Origin of the sequence: Paenibacillus sp. FSL H8-0317, from assembly GCF_045040685.1 — a bacterium.
Lineage (GTDB): Bacteria > Bacillota > Bacilli > Paenibacillales > Paenibacillaceae > Paenibacillus.
The window spans coordinates 3199491-3220969 of the sequence record NZ_CP150294.1; the positions used below are offsets into that span (position 1 = coordinate 3199491).

Here is a 21479-nt window from a genome sequence, read left to right on the forward strand (position 1 = left end):
TTTTCCAAAGATCATGCATAAATGCGTTTGTCCTCGCTCACAATAAGTGGACGTTGGTCATCTGAAGTGGATCAGGAGGGATAAACGATGAAAGATAAGTTTTTGCGTGAAGAACGGCAAGAATATACCGATGTGTCTACGGTGGAGTCGCAGCGAAACGATATCACACTCGAAGAATTCCCGGAGGGTCCTTACGGTTCATCTCTGTTATCCGAGTCTCTCGGGAAAAGTTCTCCGTGGCGGGTGGATCAGAGGTCTGCACATCGTTTTGATTATGAAAATCATGAGCTTCATGAGGGAGAAGTACGGGATTATCCAGGTCAGGATGTTTTTGACGAAACGGTTCCGGATAACGTGTCCAAGCCTCAATATACGGAAGAATCGTAGTGAGATTTTGATATGAAATAGAGCGTAGCCTCCGACAGGTTTTGTCCTGTTCGGGGGTTATTTTCGTTGTGTTTAATGAAAACAAATCTCCTCCAATTCCACATTATGGGTTATCATGTTTGTAGCTCGAAGTAAATTTGGTGGTATATGCGGGGGGACTTGGAATGAGAGAGATCGATTATAGTCAATATTTCTGGCAGGATGATAAGATCAGATTACGTGCTTTGCGTGAAGAAGATTGGGAGGATCATTATTATAACCGCTTTGATACACCTGCCCGTCGGTTATTGGAGTGTGCAGTAGAGTTGCCGCCAACCCATGTTGAAGCGAAGAGTTTCACGGAAAACTTCTCTGATTTTTCTTTAGCCAAAGGACGGATCATGTTTACAATTGTAAATATGGATGGTGAAAATGTCGGAGGTGTGAATCTGAACAGCATTGATGAGAGAAACGGTACCTTTAGCATTGGCATTCAAATTGACAGGGATCATCGAGGAAAAGGATACGGAACCAGAGCCGTACGAATCTTGCTGAAGTATGCCTTCTTCGAGCGCAGGCTCAATAAATTTAATGATTATGTACTCGAGGGAAATGAACCTTCCGCAGCGATGATGAGAAAACTTGGATGTGTTCAGGAAGGTGTGCGTCGCCAAGTGATCTATACGGATGGAAAATACCAGGATCTGATCCTCTTTGGATTAACCAAAGATGAGTTTATGGTTAAAGAGGGGCTAGTTTGAAGTAAAGCTAATAAGCTGAAATTAAGTGTATTTTTAGGAGGCAGTATGAATCAACATGTACAAAACGATGAATTAATCATCGACTGCAAGGATATTTATTTGCGTGAGTATCGAATTGAAGATTTAGAGAAACTGCAAGAAATTACGTGGCAACCTGAGGTGTATGAATTCCTACCGGGATGGAATGCTACGATTGAAGACAGGAGCCTGTGGCTCACCGAATATGAAATCCCTGAGAATCAGCGTTTTAAACAAGCTGTGATGGCGGGAGGGAATATTGGAGAGTTATATTTACGAATGGCTATCGTACTCAAAGAAAATGATGAGTTCATAGGATGGTGCTGCTCAGGGATCAAGGACGAACTGCCAGCACCCAATCGGGAGATCATGTACGGTATTTCCAAGCATTTCAGAAATCGTGGTTACACCACGCAGGCGCTCAAAGGAATGACAGATTATTTATTTGAACATACAAACGTGGGAGTGTTAAATGCCATCGCTTTGACTACCAATCAAGCATCTAATAAGGTGATACAGAAATGTAAGTTTGAACGGTTAAATTTGATCGAGATCGAGGATGAAAAGTATAACCATTACCACCTGCGTAAGCAACAAGGCCAATTTTAATAGAACGTAGTCCCATAGTGAAGGGCTATAAAATGAAAGTTTCGGATCAGGTTGGACAGTTATTGCTCTGGCTGTCTGATCTTTTTTGTGTTTATTTTATTATACAAGGCTTATGTTAATAATTTTCTCCACGATAATAGCGCTCCAGTTTGTTATCCAAATGAACAAGCTGCGCTTTTTTCTCCTCGATATCATTCAGCAACTTTTGCTTTTGATCCTCAATCAACTTGGTTCTTTCCTTCAGCGTGGAGGTTCCTTCGTTGACCTGATCATAATACTTTTTGATGTCTTCCACACTCATCCCGGTTTCACGAAGGCATTTGATAAAAACCAGCCAGTTCAGATCCTCCTCCAAATAAAGACGGTTATTCTGCTCATTTCGTGCAGCAGGTTTCAGCAGTCCCTTTCTTTCATAAAAGCGGATCGCTCCAATGGAGATTTCAACTTTTTTCGCTACTTCTCCAATCGTTAACATGTTAATCCCTCTTTTTATAAAAATTATTTGACCTACACTAAGTGTAGCATAGTAACTTATACATTGTTAAATATAAATCAAATTACGGAAAGAAGGATTCGCATGAAAAAGTTTGTTTTTGTAACCGGGGCAAATAAAGGAATTGGATATGAAATCGTCAAGCAGTTGGGTGAAGCAGGTTGGAAAGTTATCCTCGGCGCACGCAGTGTTGAACGGGGTGAAAGAGCTGTTTCCGAGTTAACTTCCAGGGGGTTAGATGTAGAATTTGTACAGATCGACATGTGCGACTTGAAGAGCATTGAGCAGGCAGCCGATACGATTCAGAAGACTTATCCCGCAATAAACCTTCTGATCAATAACGCGGGTATGCCGGGTGCTTTCTCTCATTCCTTCACGGATACAAAAGAGGAAGATCTGCGGAACGCCTTTGAAGTGAACTTTTTCGGCACCTTCCGTTTGAATCAGCGATTGTTCCCGTTAATCAAAGATAATGAAGGCACAATCATTAATGTATCAACCGACATGGCTTCTCTGGACCATATGCAAAATTCGGAATTTACTTTAAACGCCTTCGACTATAATTCATCCAAAACGGCCAACAGTGCCATGACACTTTCGATGGCTTATGAAGTCAAAAACAGCAGGGCGCAAGTCTTCGCGGTAACGCCCGGATTCACATCAACAGATCTTAATGGCAATGCCGAAGGCGGTAAATCAAAAGAAGCCGGCGCTGCGATTATTGTGCGCTATGCGACGGATGGTAAACGCCATAATGGGGAGTTCCTAGATGAGAATGGCGTATACCCTTGGTAATCCCGTTCATACCGGATGATCTTGTCCCCCGGATGCAGTGACTATTCATGAAATGAAAGTCAAAGCATTTATGCCCTTGTTGGAAAAATATCAGGATTTTGCAACAAGCCCCGCCAATGAAACCGTAGAAAGAATTATTACTCAACTCAATCAATCTTTTTCAGATTATTTTATAATTCATCATTTTGAGGTTACTGTTGGTGGAATTAGAGTCGTGGAAAAAGATGATCAAATCTATAGTGTTAGCCCAATTTTTATACTGCCAGAACATCAAGGAAAAGGAATTGCACAAAAAGTCTTTACAATGGTTGAGCAGATATATGATGATGCAAAGTCATGGAAATTGGGTACCATCTTACAAGAGAAAGGGAACTGTTATTTGTATGAGAAGATAGGCTACAAAAAAACGGGTGCAACAAAAGCAATTAACGACAAAATGACAATGGTATTTTATGAAAAGCATTTATAAGTTTCAAAATCTTTGTATATGATGCCTCAGATTCGTTAGCCAGCTGAAACCCATTGGGCTTCCACTATACTAATCGGATACAAAAAAAGAATCCCCCATTCGTTTCAATACCGAAATGAGTGGGGGATTTGTCATGCAATCAAGAGCGGGAACAAGATGATAGAAAAATGTCTGGATAGCTTTAACTAGAATCGACGCTCAGCTTAGACATCAGCCTTATACAGCGGCAGCAATATCATAAATTCCGTTCGCAATCCTACCTGACTTCGTACAGTAACTTTCCCACCATGCGACTCCACAATCGAGCGGGTAATGGCGAGACCGAGACCTGCGCCACCTTGTTTGCGCGAACGAGAACTGCTTGTGCGGTAAAATCGTTCAAAGATATGGGGCAGATGTTCAGGTTCAATGCCTGTGCCATTATCCTTCACTGATAATTCAGCTTTATGGTGCGTGGCATACAACGTTATGGAGATGGCTCCATGCTCAGTATCGGTATGCTGCACCGCGTTATGGAACAGATTCAGCACAACCTGCTTCAGCTTGTACGGGTCAGCCAGTACATATACCTCAGCCGTCAGATCGAGATGAATGGACCTCCGCTGAGCCATCATGGCAAGTTGTGGTTGCATTTCGAGCAGCAAACTGTTCAGCTGAATGACCTCCCGCTCCTGGTTAGGAGCCTGATCCAGCTTGGTTAATAACAGCAAATCTTCAACCAGCTTGTTAATTCGTACGGATTCACCGTGCATGCTGTCCAGTGCCTTATACAATTGATCTTGATTGGTCGCTGCACCCCGTTGTAGAACTTCAATGAAGCCGTGAATGGAGGTGAGTGGGGTACGAAGCTCATGAGAAGCATCAGACAAGAAACGCTGCATCTGCTCTTTCGATTCCCGCTCCGCTTCAAACGAGTTCTCCAGCCTTTCAAGCATGCCATTGAATGAAACTGCAAGCTGATCCACTTCTTCTTGTCCCTGAACGACGGGAAGGCGATCTGCGAGACTTCCTGCATCGATCTGCTGTACTTTATTCACCATGTTGGACAGGGGAACCAGCGTCCGGCGTAATACCTTAGTGTATAGAATAAGACCGGCTACCATGGCCAACAGCGATAACATGAGGAAGATTAGAAGCTGTTTAATAATCAAGTCTCTCAGTGGCTTTGTAGCCGTGCCCATCTGCACCATTGGTAAACCACGATTGCGTGGACCGGGTGAAGCAAATACAATCAATTGCTCATTCCCTTGGCTATCCGTGACGATCCGGTAGGGAATGTGTTTTTGTTCTTTCAACTCATCTGTAATGTCCTGATATTCAGGGGTTGATAGTTGAGGGGCTTTCAGACCGTCTTCTCCAAAAACATCCTCGAACGTACCTTGGTTATCAAACAGGGCCAGTGAACGGTCAGGAATAAACAACACCCGATTACCAGACCCGTTTCCTGCCTGTCCACCAAAAGGATTGTTGGAAGAGCCGCTACGTGACTGGATTCCGAGCCAAACCGGGGGCATGGACATGAGCTGTTCTTCCATGGTTTTTGCCTGATTCCGGTAGAGAAAGCTTTCCATGATCCAGAATTGCAGGATACCGATTAACAATAACAGCCCGGCAAGCACGAACAGGGAACGAGAGAGCAATTGAGATCGTAATGAACGAGGCCATATCCATTGGTGCAGACGTCTTAAACGAAGTTTATTTTTCTTAGGTAGCGAGTTCATCAGAGATCCAACCTGTACCCGACACCTCGAAGTGTGCGAATGAGTTTATGCTGTTTATCCCCGAGTTTGTCGCGCAAGGAGCGAACGTATACCTCCACAATATTTTCTTCCCCGCCAAAATCATACCCCCACACCCGGCTTAGAATGGTTGCTTTACTCAGTACAATCCCATGATTAAGCACAATGAATTTTAACAGTTCGTATTCGGTAGGAGATAGCTCCAGGACCTGATTCTGATAGGTGATTTCTTTGCGCTGATCATCAATTCGGAAGGGACCGTGGGTGACGGCTCCTATTAATAAAGGAAATTGATTACGCAGTCTGGCCTGAATCCGGGCGAGCAGCTCATCAAAGGCAAAGGGTTTGATCATGTAATCGTCAGCACCTAACCAAAGGCCCTTAACCCGATTCTCGACTTCGTCCTTCGCTGTCAGCATAATTACGCCAACCTCGGCACCGGTCTTGCGCAGACGCTCGACCACTTCGAATCCATCCATCTCTGGCATCATGACATCCAGAATAGCCATATGTGGCTTGAATTCAAGCGCCAACTCAAGCGCAGCCGCTCCATCGGGTGCGGTGCGCACATCAAAGCCCTCATTGCTTAATCCAAGCTCTAGAAATTGTAAAATATGCGGTTCATCATCAGCCAATAGTATTTTAATTCCGCTGCTAAGCTTCATAATGTGCTTCTCTCCTTGCCTGATCCATCTAGATTTCTCCCTCACTTCGGAGGGACTGTATGTAGTATTATCGCTTGCCAAACTGAAATTTAGCTGAAAGGATTGTGAATTATCCTCAGACAACATTCAGCGGGCACTCATCCCAGTTTTATTTTGGCATGTCACAATACTAGACATGAAGAACTTTGAAGGAGTGATTAACTTTGAATAACACCAAAAGAAGGATGGATCTTGTCCTTCTGCCGATTGTATTACTGGCGGCATTTCTGAACGGGTACGGCATCTGGAACGATCCATATGCCAATTCCTATTATACGACTGCCGTTGGGAGTATGCTGAGCAACTTCCATAACTTTTTCTATGCTTCACTAGACTCAGCAGGCTCGGTCACTGTAGATAAACCACCAGTTGTCTTCTGGATTCAGACCGCCTTTGCCTATGTCTTTGGATTGCACGGATGGAGCGTTATTTTGCCGCAAGTATTAGCGGGAATCGGTTCGGTGCTCCTGATCTATTTCATGGTGAAACCTACATATGGTCTTGCTGCAGCACGAATCTCGGCAATTGCGATGGCAACTGTGCCTGTTGTGGCAGCAGTCAGCCGGACCAACAATATTGATAGCATGCTGGTATTCACGCTGTTGTTAGGTTCATGGTTTTTGTTCAAAGGCAGCAAACAAGGCAGTACTTGGCGCATTCTGGTTGCTTTTGGGTTAATAGGCGTAGCCTTTAATATGAAAATGCTTCAAGCCTACATGATTCTCCCGGCTTTTTACTTGCTTTATCTGCTTGCATTTCAGGCGAAATGGAGAAGGAAGATCATCCTGCTGATCGGCAGCACAGCGGTTCTGGCGGTCGTTTCCTTATCCTGGGCGGTCACTGTGGATTCTATACCCGAAGACGAGCGGCCTTATATCGGAAGCAGTGAAACAAACTCGGTCATGGAACTCGCCTTTGGATACAATGGTCTGGCTCGCCTAACGGGTCAGCAGAATACTGCAGGTAACGCAGGTATGCCAAATGGTATGGGACAGGGAAATAATCGGGGAAATCGAGAAGACTTGTCTTCAGGCCCTAATCAGACAGGCAGTGGTGTTCCTGGCGCTGGGCAAGATGTCAATGCACCGGATAACGATAATATGAATGGTTCGAATGGCTTGAACACCATGGGCGGTATGAGTGGGCCGAATGGCAATTTCCCGAACGGGCAGATGCCGAATGATATGGAAATGCCAAACGGAAGAAATTTCGGCGGTAATGGTGGCGGAGGCATGGGAGGAATGTTTGGTACAGGGGAGAAAGGTCCTCTGCGTCTGTTCCAGACTGAACTGTCAGGTCAAGCCAGCTGGCTTCTGCCCGTTGTATTGCTTGGATGCATTGCCATGTTTGCAGGGTTAAGACGGAGAAATATTACGAACAAACACAAGGAAGCCTTGTTCTGGCTGGCATGGTTGATTCCCGTTGCTGCCTTTTTCAGTGTGGCAGGTTTCTTCCATCAGTATTATCTGATTATGCTTGCACCTCCAATTGCGGCACTGACTGGCGCAGGATTTGTAGCGATGTGGAAGTCATATCGTGATCGCAATGGCTGGCAGGCATGGTTGCTTCCGGTGTCCGTGTTGCTGACGACTCTGTTCGGCTGGTATATCATGCAGGTGTATAACGATACGATTGGTGCAGGCTGGTCTATTAGTGAATTGATCGCAGGCATTCTGGTCACGATCATCCTAATCGTTATGCTTCATTGCACACATCGATGGAAACAGAGCTTCATTATCGCCGGATTCATGGTGATGCTGATCGGTCCAATCTACTGGGCATTCACCCCAATTACTTATGGTGGCAACAGCATGATTCCTGCAGCAGGACCTACTGGTTCCAATGGTATGTTTGGTGGAGCAGGAATGGGTATGCCGATGGGTAACGGTGCAGGAGACACAGAAATGCCTACAATGGGTGGCCGTGGCGGAATGGGCAACCGTAACGAAGAAGTGGATACAGCTACACTGAATTATCTGAAAGAGCACAATACAGGCGAAACGTATCTCTTCGCCACAACAGATTATAATCAGGCAGCACCTTATATTATCGACGAGAAAGCATCGGTAATTACACTTGGAGGTTTCTCCGGGTCAGACCCGGTGTACACAACAGAGGAACTTGAGCAACTCGTCAAGAGCAGGCAAGTGAAATACTTCATGGTTGGTGGCATGGGTGGCCGCGGAGGGAACTCAGATATTAGCGATTGGATCAAAGAGCACGGAACCGAGATTCCAACGTCAGAATGGCAGACAGGCACCGACAGCGGATCTGCGGATAACGGAGACACCGGAAACAGAGCTGGATTTGGATTTGGATTCGGATTCGGATTTGGCGGACAGACCACCTTGTACGAAGTGAAATTATAAGCCGAAATGAAAATCTCGAACGAAGTCCATTGGAAAAGGGAGGGGACAAATATGGCTCACGCGTACCGATATAGCATTATTATTCCCATGTATAACGAAGAAGCGGTGATCGAGGAGACATATCGGCGTCTGAAGAAGGTCATGGGCAGCACAGGAGAGAGTTATGAACTGTTGTTTGTCAATGATGGCAGCATGGATCGAAGTGCTCTAATGATCCGTGACTACGCCCGTTGGGACGAGAGTGTGAAACTGATTGATTTTGCCCGTAACTTCGGACATCAGATTGCGATAACAGCGGGCATGGATTATGCAGTGGGGGATGCGGTCGTTATTATTGATGCGGATCTGCAGGACCCTCCCGAACTGATACTGGATATGATCGCCAAATGGAAAGAGGGCTATGAAGTCGTATATGCCCGTCGCACCAGACGAAGCGGTGAAACTCGCTTCAAGAAATGGTCGGCAAGTCTGTTCTACCGTGTACTGCGTGCGTCGACGGATACGGATATTCCAGTGGACACCGGAGATTTTCGCCTGATTGACCGCAAAGTATGTGATGAGATGAAACGTCTTCCGGAGAAAAACCGGTTTGTGCGCGGGTTGGTCAGTTGGGTCGGATTTCGTCAGACTGCGATTGAATATGAACGCGATGAACGTCTGGCAGGCGAAACAAAATATCCGCTGAAACGCATGCTGAAGCTGAGCCTGGATGGTATTACTTCATTTTCGTATAAACCGCTCAAGCTCGCAGGTTATGTAGGGGCGATCCTGTCGGTTGGCGGATTTATCTATATGTTAACGGTTATTGGTTCGGCCATCTTTACGGATTCAACGATTAAGGGATGGCCATCCATTGTGAGTATCATGCTGATGTTTAACGGTTTCATCCTGATCATGCTGGGCATTCTGGGCGAGTACGTGGGCCGCATCTATGATGAGACCAAGGCGCGTCCACTATACATTGTGAGAGATGTGGTTCATGCCGAGGGCCAGCAAGCACAATCCCGATTGACAGCCCGAGTTGCTCATCATGACTAAGCGTCTGGTGACACTCTTCAAGTTCGGTATTGTGGGTGTTGCAAATACGTCAGTGGATGCGGCGGTGTTTGCTTTGCTTGCAGTGGTTGGTGTACCGGTTCTGATGGCTCAAGTAATCTCATACAGCTGCGGTGTTGCGAACAGTTATTGGCTGAACGGCAGGTGGACTTTTCGAGATGCGGCACGAAGGGGTGGCGATAGAGCGAAACTTATTCGTTTTCTAATCACCAATCTTATCGTTCTCGCGTTATCCGCCCTCATTCTGATGACTTTGCACGATGTGTTGGGTTGGAGTCTCGTGATGAGCAAGATCCTGGCGACCTTGATGGGGATGATTCTGAACTATATGGCCAGCAGATATTGGGTGTTTCGTACAACGAACATATGAAAGGAGTCTATGATGATATGCGAATTAAAAAAGCAGTTATTCCGGCAGCGGGTCTCGGAACCCGTTTCCTGCCAGCGACGAAAGCACAGCCCAAAGAGATGTTACCGATTGTAGACAAACCGGCCATCCAATACATTGTTGAAGAAGCAGTGCAATCAGGCATTGAGAATATCCTCATTGTGACCGGACGCAACAAAAAATCCATAGAGGACCATTTTGATAAATCGGTTGAACTTGAACACTCTTTATATGCCAAGGGCAAACAGTCTTTACTGGAAGAGGTGCAGGCTATCAGCGAGATGGCAAATATTCATTTTATTCGGCAAAAAGAACCGCTGGGTCTGGGGCATGCCATTGGGTGTGCACGGCAATTTGTAGGAGATGATGCCTTCGCTGTATTGCTGGGAGATGACATTATGGTGTCTGATCCGCCTGCACTTGCACAGATGGTCCATCTCTATGAAAAGACAGGCAACCAGATCATTGGTGTCCGTCAGGTAGACGCGGCAAATGTGAGCAAATATGGCATCATTGATTCGAAGGGTGCAGAGGACCGGGTTCACCGGGTCACCAATCTGGTCGAAAAACCTTCTCTTGCGGAAGCGCCATCCCTTACAGCAGTAATGGGACGATACATATTGAAACCTTCTATCTTTCCCATTCTGGATCAGATCGAGAGAGGGGCTGGAGGGGAATATCAGTTAACGGATGCCTTGAAAGAAGTGAGTCAGGTGGAGGAACTGTTGGCCCTTGAACTGGAGGGGCGTCGCTACGATATAGGCGATCAATTCGGATATATTCAGGCGATCTTGGAGATCGGACTGATGCGCAAGGAATTACAGCCCATGCTGACACCATATCTTCAGAGCCTTGCAACCCAGTGGGCATAGAAATTGATATATAGTAGAGGTTTAGATGTACTGTAGGGCAGGATCTCGTTTGTGCCATGGTTCTGTCAAGACTCTAGCATTGTGCAATGCAGCCTGTAACGCTACAATAAGCAAGAAATCTAAGTTGCTGTTTGAGGGGTGAGGAATCATGAATGAATCTATCATCAGGGACCTTATTAAGTATATGGACGTGGAGGACAACGCCGCCATTCAATACATTCAGACCGAGCATCGGATGAAACTGGGACTCTTTTGGGGGATACAGGAAGGCAGCCGCGTTCTGGAAATCGGATGTGGTCAGGGAGATACAACGACCGTGCTTGCACATCTGGTGGGGGAGCACGGGTACGTTCATGGTGTAGATATTGCACCAGAGGATTATGGTGCACCACTGACCGTAGGCGAAGCGGCAGCCAAGCTGCGGAGGTCTCCGTTGGGTGATCGAATTCGAATGGATTATGATTTTGACATTTTAAGTGATCAGGTTCAATTCACCGAGAATGAGTTTGATGTTATCGTACTTTCCCATTGTTCTTGGTACTTGAAATCGTTTGCCGAACTCGCCCAGATTCTTAGCAAGGTTAGGACATGGGGATATCAGTTATGCTTCGCCGAATGGGATGCGCGAGTTACAGATGTGAGCCAGCTCTCACATTGGTTATCCGTTCTGATTCAGTCTCAGATCGAATGTTACAAGGAGAACAGCTTCTCCAATGTGCGCACGCTTTTTACACCGGGGGATATCCAAGAGCTTGTCTCTGCCGCAGGCTGGACGATTAAGGAAGAGAATTCGATCCATTCTCCTGAGCTGCAGGACGGTCGCTGGGAAACCGAAATGACACTGGCAGAAGCGCCTGTGGAACTGAAACTGCTTCAGATCCCGGACAAAGTAAAAACACTTCTTCTTTCTGAACTAAAATTACTTAGGACACATCATGCCACGGGGCCTGGGAGCCCACTGGGAACGTATGCGATGGTTGCCAAAAAGCAGTAAAGAAATAGCTATTTGTAGTATGTTATAATAAAAATGTCTATCGACGTACTTTTCACAGAAGACAGACCGCATTTAGCTGAAGTTTTCTTGCGATAATACAATGGTTCAGCTCTGCTGGAAACATATAAATTCCATGATCTAAAAAAAATGTGTTTACTTCATCACGGTAATTTTGATATTATAATCGCAATATCAAATGCGACGAAGAGACGAGTAGATAAAAATCATTCTTTCAAAGAGAGCTCCGGCAGCTGAAAAGGAGTAAAGAACTTTTTATTGAATAAAGACTCAGAGCAGCACATCGGAACTTAGCATTTAAGGGATGGTGTGACAGGAGCTCCTGTTACAGAGCTAGAGTATGAACGGTCTACAGCTCGCAACATGGTTGTAAACCTTTACTTGAAGAGGCGGATATGGTGACATATTGGCGAATCTGGGTGGTACCACGAGAGTTCAATCTCGTCCCTGAGACTATTGTCTTGGGGATGGGATTTTTTTGGTTTTTCCGGGCTGTGACTACACGCTTTGGAATTGCCTGAATAGTGTTAATTAGGAAGTTAATTTCATAATACGTTGTTTTTAGTGAGTTATGAAATTGATTTGAAGAGAAGAATCACTTAAACCGAAAGGAAATGATGATTGAATGTCAGCAAAATTGAAAGTTGGTATCGTCGGAGGAACAGGAATGGTGGGTCAGCGTTTTGTGGACCTGCTTGATCAACATCCATGGTTTGAAGTAACAGCTATTTCTGCAAGCGCCAATTCGGCAGGTAAAACATATGAAGAATCCGTACAAGGCAGATGGAAACTCGCAGCTCCTATTCCGGAAGCTGTGAAGAAAATCGTTGTTCAGGATGCTTCCCAAGTTGAGGCTTTTGCCAGCCAGGTTGATTTTATTTTCTGCGCGGTTGATATGAAAAAGAATGAGATTCAAGCGCTCGAAGAAGCTTACGCTAGAACAGGAACCCCTGTCGTGTCCAACAACTCCGCTCATCGCTGGACAGCAGATGTACCCATGGTAATCCCTGAGATTAACCCGGGACATCTGGACGTGATTGAAGCTCAACGCAAACGTCTGGGCACAAAAACCGGATTCATTGCTGTAAAACCAAACTGCTCAATTCAGAGCTATGTGCCAGCACTGCACGCTTTGCGTGAGTTCAATCCGACTCAGGTTGTTGCTTCCACGTATCAAGCAATCTCGGGAGCAGGTAAAAACTTTACGGACTGGCCAGATATGCTCGATAATGTCATTCCATACATCGGTGGCGAAGAAGAGAAGAGTGAGCAGGAACCACTCCGGATCTGGGGCAGCATCGAAAATAATGAGATCGTCAAAGCATCGGCTCCATTAATTACAACACAATGTATTCGTGTACCGGTAACGGATGGACATCTGGCTACGGTGTTTGTAAACTTCGAGAAAAAACCAAGCAAAGACGAAATTCTGGAGCGTTGGTTGCAGTTCAAAGGCCGTCCACAAGAGCTGGCTCTGCCAAGCGCACCGAAACAATTCATTACGTATTTTGAAGAAGAAAACAGACCACAGACGAAACTGGATCGTGACATCGAACGCGGAATGGGTGTCTCCACAGGCCGACTGCGCGAAGACTCACTCTATGATTACAAATTCGTGGGATTGTCCCACAACACGCTCCGTGGAGCGGCAGGTGGTGCGGTTCTGATCGCTGAACTGCTTAAAGCTGAAGGATATATTCAACCGAAATAAGCATAAAGGCATCATGAGCAGCAACAGATTTCTGAAAAGAATGATTAGATCAAAACCATCACTCCTTTGGTCATACCCCTGTCAAGTAGACAGATGAAAAAAGCTATGCTGCCAGCGCGCATCGATATTCAATCGGTGCGCGCTGTTTGAGTTTGGCTTGAAATCGTCGGTAGTTGTAATGGTACATGTAATCTTCCACGGCTTGTCGAATCTCTGCTTCTGAATTACACTGGTTAAGGTACAGCTTCTCTGTCTTGAGATGCGAAAAGAAGGATTCGATGCATGCGTTATCCAGGCAGGTTGCTTTGCGAGAGTGGCTGCCCTTCACGCCGAATGCTTCTAATCGTGTGTTGTACGCCTGAGACGTGTATTGGAAGCCTTGATCCGAATGGAGCACGGCTTCCGAAACGTCTCTTTTTTGTGTCCATTGTTCCACCGTATCCAATACGAGCTGAACATCGTTCCGTTTAGATAATTGCCAAGCTACAATTTCGTTGTTGAACAAGTCTTGAATGACAGACAGATAAACGAATGTGTTTCCATCCGAAATATAAGTAATATCCGTCACCATTTTTTGCTGGGGGGCTGTGGCATGAAATTTGCGCTTCAGGCGATTCGGATAAATCACAGATGGCGTATAGCTGGACTTCTTCCGCTTCTTACGAATGACCGATTGGATCGATAGTTCCCGCATGATTCGCCATACTTTCTTGTGATTAACGTTCAGACCAGCCTCCCAGAGCGCCGTTGTCATGCGAGGATAACCAAACTCTCGGTTTGCAAAATGAATAGCCATCATGTGTTCTTTGATCTCACGATCACGGTCTTGTCTTGCGTCTCGCTGCGGCTGTGTTGCTCGCCATTTGTAATAACTGGAACGGGGTATTCCTGTAATCGATAATAGGCGTGTAATGCTATGCGAGCAGCGCAATTCGTCTATGATATCGTAGTTCTCCCGTTGGCTCAGCGCTTCTCCTTTACTAGATTTGGATACCGCTTTTTTAAATAATCCACCTGTGCTTGAAGGTAGTCACGTTCTTCTTCTACACTGCTAAAGGCAGTACGGGGACGTCCTTTCATTGGATTCGGAACATTGTTTTTTCGCTCATCGAACGCTTCCCCGTTTTTCCACTTTTTCACCCACACCTTCAGTTGTGAACAGTTTCGAATTCCTTCGCGTTCAGCTACCACTTTATAACTTGAAGACCCTTCGACATAGGATCTAACCGCATTCAATTTAAATTCTTCGGTATACGTCTGAAATGTTTGTCCTTTTTTTGCCATAAAAATATCCCCTCCAAGTGTCACTTGAACCCTCATGATAACATGAAGGCTTTTTCAAGTGTCTACTTAAAGGGGATAATACCACATGTCGGCGTTTTTTTAACATTCCAGTATTTTGTTAGGCCGCGGATGTCTTATCCGACTTTTGCAGAAGCTGAGAGCGACGACCGAGCAGATAACCTGTCAGTGAAGCGAGCATCTGCTGGAATACCATTCCAAGCACGACCGGGACAGCAACTGGTGGTGGAAAATACGAAACAGCGAGTACTGCACCTGCGCTAATATTACGCATACCTCCATTGAACACCAGAGCGACCTGATCAGCCTCATTCCAGCCCAGCAATCGGGCGATGAAGTAACTTAGCGCATAACCGAATGATGCCAGGAAAATGATGATGACCGCAAGTCCAGCCAACTTCCAGTTGAAATCAGCCAAGTAAGGTGCAACGACAGATCCGTTAATCGCAACGACTGATGCCATGAACAATTTGGACAACGGATTCAACCTTGGTCCCCAGACCGGGACAATGGCGCCTTTGGTCCACTCATTCAACAGCATACCGAGCAGTGATGGTACAACAATCATCCAAAACAGACTGCTCATCATGGCTGCCGTGTCCAGTGTAACACTGGTGCCGATTAACAGGGATAACACCCCGGGCACTACGAAAGGAGCAAGCATGGTATCAATCAGGATGATGGAAAGCGTAAGTGCGATATTGCCCCGATAGATGCTGACCCAGATGAAGCTGCTGATTCCTGTCGGAATCACGGCTGCCAGAACCAGGCCCGTTATGGTATACGCATCTGTAGGGAAAACCAAATGACCCATACCAAGAGCAATTAGAGGCATCGCCAAATGCAAAATAAACAGACATACAAACAGGGGGAACGGCTTCTTCAGCACGTTCACAAAATCCCGTATCCCCAGACTGATACTTCCAGCGAACGTCATGAACGCAAAAAGCCAAGGAGATAAAAAGGTATAAGAAGAAAGAAAACTCCCGCATAACACGCCAATAATAATACTGATTGGGGTAATCAGTGGCATGATGCGGTTCAAGCGTTGGTTCAAGGCTTGAAGCATAATCATGACATCCCTTTACCGTGTGATTTTACTATTATACATGTTAATAACGCTGGCTGCAGACCCATTTGCAATGAAGCAGTCTGAACAGGTATCATGGACTTGGAACAAGGATTCCGATTAGGAGAAAGGGAGATGATCATGTTTATAAGAAAAAGAAAGCACACATTAATGATGACAGGTCTTATTGCATCAAGTATTCTTTTGATTTCAGCCTGTTCAGTCGTGGAACAAGCTAATCAAAGTTTAAATTATGTGAGTGGGGCTACTGATTATATAGAACAGGTATCAAACGCCGGGGCTGATCTGCAAGAGCTCGCATCGGGTGCGGTGAATAATCCGGAGATTACAACGCAGATTCAGGAGAAAATCGATCTGATCCAAGCAGAAGCAAGTGAATTTTCTCAGTTGACTGCTCCTGCAATAGGAGAGAGCATTCATGAGAATCTGGTTAGTTACAATACTCAATTAACAGAAGTTGTGGACAATTTCGAGAATACAATTGCAGAGCAAGGTTTTACGGCAGAGAATTGGGAAAAGACAGGCATTCCTGAACTGATCACCAACATCAATAATTTGAAAGATCCGCTTAGCGGACTTCAGGGTGAATAAATTGAATTGATCTTACCACATTAAGACAATCCAGTTTGGAATCGAATACTTGAGAAGGGCGAGATATCGGAATGATTGAATTACCGTTATGCTCGCTTTTTTATTTTCCCAAAACTCATGCATATTTAATATCACAGGAGCTAGACTATATCATGTAAATAGGAGATGTATATGACATTTATCTCATATTTATGTGAAGATGATCTATGGTTTGACAAGGTTGGGACAGAGGCGTATGATAAGTATATAAGTTAATAAAATATAGTTACTTACTATAAGTTTTGAACTACCCTTAAATATATTTTGCCAAAGGAGAGCTGAGTCATGACTCAACACAATGGAAAAGTAATTATTATTACAGGTGGAGCCAGTGGTATTGGTAAAGAAACAGCACTTCAACTTTCGGATCAAGGTGCGACTATTGTTGTCGCTGACTATAATGAAGACGGAGCGAAGAAACTTGCGGCAGAGATTGAAGCAGCAGGCGGAACAGCGGGCGCGTACAAAGTGGATGTATCCAAAGGGGACGAGATCAAAGCCCTGATCGACTGGACCGTAGAGCAATATGGTACGTTAAGCGGTATTTTCAATAACGCAGGCATTGGACTTGTGAAGCCATTTCTGGAGATGGACCCGGAATCCTATCACAGAGTCATTGATGTAGATCAGCACAGTGTATACTACGGTATGTATTATGGCGCGAAAAAAATGGTTGAATTAAATGTACAAGGTACCATTGTAAATACAGCTTCGATCTATGGAAGTGTTGCTGCAGTAGGCAGCTTCAACTACAACGCAGCCAAGGCTGCTGTTGTTATGATGTCCAAATCCGGTGCACTTGAACTTGCTGAGCATGGAATTCGTGTAGTTGGTGTAGCACCTGGTTTTATCGAAACACCAATTCTGGGTGATGACCAAGCCATGAAGGATGCGCTTGCTACTCAACATATGCGTGGAGAGCTCATTCAACCAGAGAAAGTAGCCAGTGTGGTTACCTTCCTGTTCAGTGATGCAGCAAGCGCAGTGAACGGTACAACCGTAGCCGTAGATGATGGATTCCTCAGCTTCAAAACCAAATAAGTCCCCTTTTATAATTAAGGCAACTCATCTCAAAAAAACAGAAAAACGGTGCAGAACGATTTATTCGTTTTGCACCGTTTTTGTATTTTCATTATAAAGTAATCGTGGCATATGAGATGGAAATAAGTTTGTCGAATCATCCCGAAATTTCAGAGATCGTGATACAATTAACAAGGCTATAGCTTTTTATCATTTTGTGGTGTCATATACAATTCGAACGCCAAGAGAGCCATAACTCTCTTCTTTGTAATGACATTGAGAACAAGTTTTCGTCGAACATAACGCATCGTTATGAACTTGTAATTTTTCGTTGCACTGTGGACATTTATTTTCAAAAAGAGTCTTCAACACGTTAAACATGCTTAATCACTCATTTCGGATTAATTTACTTGGTTTTCATTATAACGGATAATATTCGCTGTGTATAGCACTTTTGAGTGATATCGAAATGAGATTTATATTGCACGAAAGGAAGCGCATAACCGATGGATCTTCTGCTTTTTGTCATCATGTTTATACTGGGTCTGGTCGGTTCATTCTTCTCCGGTTTGTTGGGTATTGGTGGGGCCATTATCAATTATCCGCTGCTGTTATATGTTCCATCCTGGATGGGACTGGAGCCATTCTCAGCACATCAGGTATCTTCGATTAGTATGTTTCAAGTGTTTTTCGCTTCACTTGCCGGTGTGATTGCATTCCGCAGAAAAGTAAAGACGGGTAGAAGTGGTGGAGCGATCGTCCACCGCGGTTTGGTGCTGTACATGGGCTCCAGCATTCTTGCTGGCAGTCTGATCGGCGGGTTCATATCCGGTCATCTGGACGGAAGGGTTATTAATCTGATCTATGGCATTCTGGCGATCATGGCGATTGTGCTAATGCTGATTCCCGGAAAGGGAACGCTTGATACCTCAGCTCCACTGGTGTTTAATAGATGGATTGCAGCAGGCACTGCTTTTGCAGTAGGAATTGTATCAGGAATTGTTGGTGCGGGTGGTGCCTTTATCCTTATTCCCATCATGCTGACGATTCTCAACATCCCTGTACGAACGACGATTGCTTCTTCACTGGCGATTGTATTTATCTCCGCAATCGGCGGCGTTATAGGGAAAATTACGGGTGGAGACATTCCGATGGAACCCATCATCTATACGGTGATCGGCAGTTTGCTCGGGGCATCCCTTGGTTCACGGGTTAGTTCGATGATCAATGTGAGGGTACTTCGATATGCATTAATCGTACTTATCGCCATCACAGCGGTCAAAGTCTGGTCTTCCATTCTGTAAAATCAAGTACGTTGGCATGAACAATGACTATTTCGTAACCAAACGGTTCGATCGCCGTATAAAGGTTATGAACATGAGCTGACGTGATGGATATACCACCCGAATGAGTTCAGTTTTCGTCCATGGAGCACCTCACACTCCTTTCATGGATACATGTTTAACATTAATAGAAGTTGAGGTATCCACCCTATGAATAACGTACTTATAGATCAGGCTGATGCAGGATATCGGCTAGCTGAGCAGAAAGCATCGCAGTATTTTACTTCTCTTAGGCAGCAACTTATGAATAATTCGTATACAACTGCACTCACCCAAGATATTCATGAATGGCAAAAAAAACATATTCATCGTTTTGCCTGGCTTTCTCTTTTATCACCAAGCAAAAGAAAACCGGATTCCCGGGATATTCATAGATATATTCATTGGCTGAATGCGACAGGAAAACTGGATGATTACCTGGATCGGAGTATCTCCTATATTTATATGCGGGATCTGGGGCAAGCCCTTGATTCTGCAGATACGCAGGTCCGAGTTCAGCACGTTGTCCAGAATACTAAAAAATATTTTATGCGCTCTGCTACCGAACGCAAAGGACAGCCTGATTATATCAGTCTGGCTGCATTGTACCGATGGGGACAGAAGGAACACATTGAATCGGCTGTCATCTGGGTGATGAACAAATTAAAGAACGTAGCATCCAACATCCCGAAAGAGCTGGATGCAGAGCAGGCGCAGCGGAAGCTCATCAAGATCATTCTCGGTGTGGTCCTTCATGTGGACGATGAGATGAACGAGCAGACACCCCCTGAAGAACGGACGCGGAGATTTGATGCGGCAATCAGACTCGGTTATTCGTACGGTTTGACGTACCCATTTGTAGATGACCTGTTGGATTCTCAGGCCTTGACTGTTCAGGAAAAAGAACAATATTCCCTGATGATACGTGATGCACTTCTTACCGGAGTCGTACCCGATCTGGGAGAGTGGAAAGGCAGCAATCTGGAAGTGATTAGATATGTTCATTCCGAGCTTCGGGAAGCATTTGAGTATATTAAGAACTATCAACGTCCGGAGACTCAGCGCACATTCCTCGAACAATCCTATGTGTTCTTTCAGTCTCAGGAGATCGATCGCAACAAGAAATTATCCAATGCGAATTATACGAATGAAGAATTGTACATTCCGATTATTATCAAGTCATCTTCCTCCCGCTTAATCGTTCGATCTGTTCTCAGTGCTCAGGAGGATGAAGGATTCGATCTGCGGACGTTCTATTACGGAATATACAATCAGCTTGCAGATGATTTTGCCGATATGTTTGACGATATGGAAGAAGGCGCAGTAACTCCGTATACGTACTATTTGAAGTATCGCGACCTGCGCCCCGACTTGATTAATCCTTATGAATTGTACTGGGCAGTCATCTCGCATCTGATCCATGATGTATATAACTCGGACGCCAAGACCCGTGAGGTTATACTGGATCGTGCCATTAACGGTCTGAAGCGTTGTAAAGAGCGCCTGGGTCAGCAGAAATATGATGAAGTGATGATGATTTTTGCTTCCGGACAGCCCGAATTCAATCGATTGGTTCAACAGATGGTACGCAAAGCAGATGACGTTGATTTCCTCGATAAATTGTTACGGGATCAGGTCGTACTTCAATTGAAGAATGACAAGCAGGAGAAAGAGGAGTTCCGTCAGACCATTCGAACAGTTCGCGAACAGATTAATGTGGAGTTACAGATAACCAAGCCCGGTGGACTTCCCGAGATGAAAGAAACGCTGATCGATGCAGCCAATTACAGCTTGCAGGGAGATGGAAAAAGGCTACGCCCCATATTAACGTGGGTTATGGGTGTGCGCGAGTATGGTTTACCTGAATCCTCCATCGTTCCACTGCTTAGGTCGCTGGAGTACATGCATACAGCTTCCCTGATCTTTGATGATCTGCCCACCCAAGATAATGCTTCGACAAGGCGTGGTCGCTCCACGCTGCATCAGGTACACAATAGCGCCACAGCAGAGCTCACGGGTCTGTTTCTCATTCAGAAGGCGATTGGTGAGCAGTCATCATTGGATCACTTCGATGCGGCGACTGTGCTCACACTGATTCAATACTCAGCTGAAAAAGCAGAGGATATGTGCATGGGGCAGGCGATGGATCTGAACTCCAAAGGCAAGGCTTTGACGCTGGAGCAGTTAAACATGATCTGTTTTTACAAAACAGGCATTGCCTTTGAGGCTGCACTTGTGATGCCAGCCATTCTGGCTCAAGTAAAGGATCCGGAGATTGCAATCCTGAAGAAATTCGCGTATCATGCGGGGATCGCCTTTCAGATCAAGGACGATTTGCTGGATTATGAAGGTGATCACCTTATCCTTGGTAAACCGGCAGGTCAGGATGAGCGGAACAATAATTCAACCTTTGTGTCCATTCTTGGTGATGAAGGTGCAAAGAAAGCGATGTGGGAGCATTATTGCCAAGCCACAGACGCGTTGAGCGAGATGCCGAAACCTATTCCCTTCCTGAGACATTTATTGGATTATCTTATTGGTCGCGAGCGCTAACCTGTTTTACTAACGATTCCATGTTGCATATGACTTATTATGATATATAATGACAAAGGTCGGGATTCCATTGGATGGATTCCAGGCCTTGTTTGACTTTGTAGACACCAAACTTTTGAAAATATATGTTTCAATAACTCAATTTTTGGGTACTAAGCTGGTATTGTGGTTTTAAAACAAACCGATCCTTTGTGGAACAA

21 protein-coding genes and 1 other annotated feature are annotated in these 21479 nt (G+C 45.1%); of the genes, 15 read left to right on the top strand and 6 right to left on the bottom strand.

What is annotated here, in order from left to right:
• Positions 1 to 87: 87 nt before the first annotated feature.
• From MHB43_RS14395 to MHB43_RS14405, 3 genes are all read left to right on the top strand, one after another.
• Positions 88 to 387, top strand: coding sequence for a hypothetical protein (locus tag MHB43_RS14395; protein WP_017688728.1), 300 nt, complete (start codon positions 88 to 90; stop codon positions 385 to 387).
• Between the two features lie 164 nt (positions 388 to 551).
• On the top strand, positions 552 to 1127 hold the full coding sequence (locus MHB43_RS14400) for a GNAT family N-acetyltransferase (RefSeq protein ID WP_221819534.1): 576 nt from the start codon (positions 552 to 554) through the stop codon (positions 1125 to 1127).
• A gap of 45 nt (positions 1128 to 1172) precedes the next feature.
• Complete coding sequence (locus MHB43_RS14405; RefSeq protein ID WP_221819533.1) at positions 1173 to 1754, top strand: GNAT family N-acetyltransferase; 582 nt, start codon at positions 1173 to 1175, stop codon at positions 1752 to 1754.
• A gap of 115 nt (positions 1755 to 1869) precedes the next feature.
• Here the strand turns inward: MHB43_RS14405 and MHB43_RS14410 are convergent, their stop codons facing one another.
• Positions 1870 to 2229, bottom strand: a complete 360-nt coding sequence (locus MHB43_RS14410) for a MerR family transcriptional regulator (protein WP_091031062.1) — start codon at positions 2227 to 2229, stop codon at positions 1870 to 1872.
• Between the two features lie 102 nt (positions 2230 to 2331).
• Here MHB43_RS14410 and MHB43_RS14415 point away from each other — a divergent pair, with 102 nt between their 5' ends.
• Entirely contained in the window at positions 2332 to 3042 is a 711-nt protein-coding gene (locus MHB43_RS14415; RefSeq protein ID WP_221819532.1) for an SDR family NAD(P)-dependent oxidoreductase, read from the top strand.
• A gap of 52 nt (positions 3043 to 3094) precedes the next feature.
• Positions 3095 to 3511, top strand: coding sequence for a GNAT family N-acetyltransferase (locus tag MHB43_RS14420; RefSeq protein WP_339184718.1), 417 nt, complete (start codon positions 3095 to 3097; stop codon positions 3509 to 3511).
• 203 nt (positions 3512 to 3714) lie between these two features.
• Here the strand turns inward: MHB43_RS14420 and MHB43_RS14425 are convergent, their stop codons facing one another.
• Both MHB43_RS14425 and MHB43_RS14430 read right to left on the bottom strand, forming a co-directional pair.
• Positions 3715 to 5232: a sensor histidine kinase gene (locus MHB43_RS14425; protein WP_405132194.1), complete on the bottom strand. Its 1518-nt coding sequence runs from the start codon at positions 5230 to 5232 to the stop codon at positions 3715 to 3717.
• A complete protein-coding gene (locus MHB43_RS14430; RefSeq protein ID WP_405132195.1) occupies positions 5232 to 5915 on the bottom strand; it encodes a response regulator transcription factor in 684 nt (227 codons plus the stop codon). Before MHB43_RS14430 ends, MHB43_RS14425 begins: the two co-directional genes overlap by 1 nt.
• 224 nt (positions 5916 to 6139) lie before the next feature.
• Between MHB43_RS14430 and MHB43_RS14435 the strand changes: the two genes are divergently transcribed.
• The 6 genes from MHB43_RS14435 (at position 6140) to asd (ending at position 13362) form a co-directional block, all read left to right on the top strand.
• Complete coding sequence (locus MHB43_RS14435) at positions 6140 to 8323, top strand: ArnT family glycosyltransferase (RefSeq protein WP_405132427.1); 2184 nt, start codon at positions 6140 to 6142, stop codon at positions 8321 to 8323.
• A 51-nt stretch (positions 8324 to 8374) separates the two neighbouring features.
• Complete coding sequence (locus MHB43_RS14440; protein WP_339184724.1) at positions 8375 to 9361, top strand: glycosyltransferase family 2 protein; 987 nt, start codon at positions 8375 to 8377, stop codon at positions 9359 to 9361.
• Positions 9354 to 9749 carry a GtrA family protein gene (locus MHB43_RS14445; protein WP_339184727.1) on the top strand — a complete coding sequence of 132 codons (396 nt, stop codon included), beginning with the start codon at positions 9354 to 9356 and terminating at the stop codon, positions 9747 to 9749. The genes MHB43_RS14440 and MHB43_RS14445 overlap by 8 nt, the downstream gene beginning before the upstream one ends.
• A 17-nt stretch (positions 9750 to 9766) precedes the next feature.
• Positions 9767 to 10639 carry a UTP--glucose-1-phosphate uridylyltransferase GalU gene (gene galU, locus MHB43_RS14450; RefSeq protein WP_405132196.1) on the top strand — a complete coding sequence of 291 codons (873 nt, stop codon included), beginning with the start codon at positions 9767 to 9769 and terminating at the stop codon, positions 10637 to 10639.
• Positions 10640 to 10787: 148 nt separating this feature from the next.
• Entirely contained in the window at positions 10788 to 11633 is an 846-nt protein-coding gene (locus MHB43_RS14455) for a class I SAM-dependent methyltransferase (RefSeq protein WP_405132197.1), read from the top strand.
• 192 nt (positions 11634 to 11825) lie between these two features.
• Positions 11826 to 12103: a binding site (T-box leader), on the top strand.
• Positions 12104 to 12276: 173 nt separating this feature from the next.
• Positions 12277 to 13362 carry an aspartate-semialdehyde dehydrogenase gene (asd, locus tag MHB43_RS14460; RefSeq protein WP_307413134.1) on the top strand — a complete coding sequence of 362 codons (1086 nt, stop codon included), beginning with the start codon at positions 12277 to 12279 and terminating at the stop codon, positions 13360 to 13362.
• 103 nt (positions 13363 to 13465) lie between these two features.
• Here asd and MHB43_RS14465 read toward each other — a convergent pair whose 3' ends face one another.
• The 3 genes from MHB43_RS14465 to MHB43_RS14475 form a co-directional block, all read right to left on the bottom strand.
• The gene (locus MHB43_RS14465; RefSeq protein ID WP_405132428.1) at positions 13466 to 14329 is read right to left on the bottom strand and encodes an IS3 family transposase; all 864 of its coding nucleotides are present in this window, start codon (positions 14327 to 14329) and stop codon (positions 13466 to 13468) included.
• Positions 14326 to 14646: a transposase gene (locus MHB43_RS14470; protein WP_373865008.1), complete on the bottom strand. Its 321-nt coding sequence runs from the start codon at positions 14644 to 14646 to the stop codon at positions 14326 to 14328. The genes MHB43_RS14465 and MHB43_RS14470 overlap by 4 nt, the downstream gene beginning before the upstream one ends.
• A gap of 118 nt (positions 14647 to 14764) precedes the next feature.
• Positions 14765 to 15733, bottom strand: a complete 969-nt coding sequence (locus MHB43_RS14475; RefSeq protein ID WP_074094894.1) for a bile acid:sodium symporter family protein — start codon at positions 15731 to 15733, stop codon at positions 14765 to 14767.
• 135 nt (positions 15734 to 15868) lie between these two features.
• On the opposite strand from MHB43_RS14475, the gene MHB43_RS14480 reads away from it, so the two are divergent.
• From MHB43_RS14480 to MHB43_RS14495, 4 genes are all read left to right on the top strand, one after another.
• The gene (locus tag MHB43_RS14480) at positions 15869 to 16345 is read left to right on the top strand and encodes a DUF6376 family protein (protein ID WP_047842787.1); all 477 of its coding nucleotides are present in this window, start codon (positions 15869 to 15871) and stop codon (positions 16343 to 16345) included.
• Between the two features lie 324 nt (positions 16346 to 16669).
• On the top strand, positions 16670 to 17425 hold the full coding sequence (locus MHB43_RS14485) for an SDR family NAD(P)-dependent oxidoreductase (RefSeq protein WP_047842788.1): 756 nt from the start codon (positions 16670 to 16672) through the stop codon (positions 17423 to 17425).
• Between the two features lie 485 nt (positions 17426 to 17910).
• A complete protein-coding gene (locus MHB43_RS14490; protein ID WP_076318014.1) occupies positions 17911 to 18708 on the top strand; it encodes a sulfite exporter TauE/SafE family protein in 798 nt (265 codons plus the stop codon).
• Between the two features lie 189 nt (positions 18709 to 18897).
• Positions 18898 to 21279 carry a polyprenyl synthetase family protein gene (locus MHB43_RS14495; RefSeq protein ID WP_405132198.1) on the top strand — a complete coding sequence of 794 codons (2382 nt, stop codon included), beginning with the start codon at positions 18898 to 18900 and terminating at the stop codon, positions 21277 to 21279.
• Positions 21280 to 21479 lie beyond the last annotated feature (200 nt).

Coding starts and splice junctions, on each gene's coding strand:
- MHB43_RS14435 (WP_405132427.1), top strand. CDS start 6,140: ATGGATCTTGTCCTTCTGCCGATTGTATTACTGGCGGCATTTCTGAAC.
- MHB43_RS14440 (WP_339184724.1), top strand. CDS start 8,375: ATGGCTCACGCGTACCGATATAGCATTATTATTCCCATGTATAACGAA.
- MHB43_RS14470 (WP_373865008.1), bottom strand. CDS start 14,646: ATGGCAAAAAAAGGACAAACATTTCAGACGTATACCGAAGAATTTAAA.
- asd (WP_307413134.1), top strand. CDS start 12,277: ATGTCAGCAAAATTGAAAGTTGGTATCGTCGGAGGAACAGGAATGGTG.
- MHB43_RS14415 (WP_221819532.1), top strand. CDS start 2,332: ATGAAAAAGTTTGTTTTTGTAACCGGGGCAAATAAAGGAATTGGATAT.
- MHB43_RS14410 (WP_091031062.1), bottom strand. CDS start 2,229: ATGTTAACGATTGGAGAAGTAGCGAAAAAAGTTGAAATCTCCATTGGA.
- MHB43_RS14455 (WP_405132197.1), top strand. CDS start 10,788: ATGAATGAATCTATCATCAGGGACCTTATTAAGTATATGGACGTGGAG.
- MHB43_RS14400 (WP_221819534.1), top strand. CDS start 552: ATGAGAGAGATCGATTATAGTCAATATTTCTGGCAGGATGATAAGATC.
- MHB43_RS14445 (WP_339184727.1), top strand. CDS start 9,354: ATGACTAAGCGTCTGGTGACACTCTTCAAGTTCGGTATTGTGGGTGTT.
- MHB43_RS14405 (WP_221819533.1), top strand. CDS start 1,173: ATGAATCAACATGTACAAAACGATGAATTAATCATCGACTGCAAGGAT.
- MHB43_RS14420 (WP_339184718.1), top strand. CDS start 3,095: ATGAAAGTCAAAGCATTTATGCCCTTGTTGGAAAAATATCAGGATTTT.
- MHB43_RS14475 (WP_074094894.1), bottom strand. CDS start 15,733: ATGCTTCAAGCCTTGAACCAACGCTTGAACCGCATCATGCCACTGATT.
- MHB43_RS14480 (WP_047842787.1), top strand. CDS start 15,869: ATGATCATGTTTATAAGAAAAAGAAAGCACACATTAATGATGACAGGT.
- MHB43_RS14490 (WP_076318014.1), top strand. CDS start 17,911: ATGGATCTTCTGCTTTTTGTCATCATGTTTATACTGGGTCTGGTCGGT.
- MHB43_RS14395 (WP_017688728.1), top strand. CDS start 88: ATGAAAGATAAGTTTTTGCGTGAAGAACGGCAAGAATATACCGATGTG.
- MHB43_RS14430 (WP_405132195.1), bottom strand. CDS start 5,915: ATGAAGCTTAGCAGCGGAATTAAAATACTATTGGCTGATGATGAACCG.
- MHB43_RS14495 (WP_405132198.1), top strand. CDS start 18,898: ATGAATAACGTACTTATAGATCAGGCTGATGCAGGATATCGGCTAGCT.
- galU (WP_405132196.1), top strand. CDS start 9,767: ATGCGAATTAAAAAAGCAGTTATTCCGGCAGCGGGTCTCGGAACCCGT.
- MHB43_RS14485 (WP_047842788.1), top strand. CDS start 16,670: ATGACTCAACACAATGGAAAAGTAATTATTATTACAGGTGGAGCCAGT.
- MHB43_RS14425 (WP_405132194.1), bottom strand. CDS start 5,232: ATGAACTCGCTACCTAAGAAAAATAAACTTCGTTTAAGACGTCTGCAC.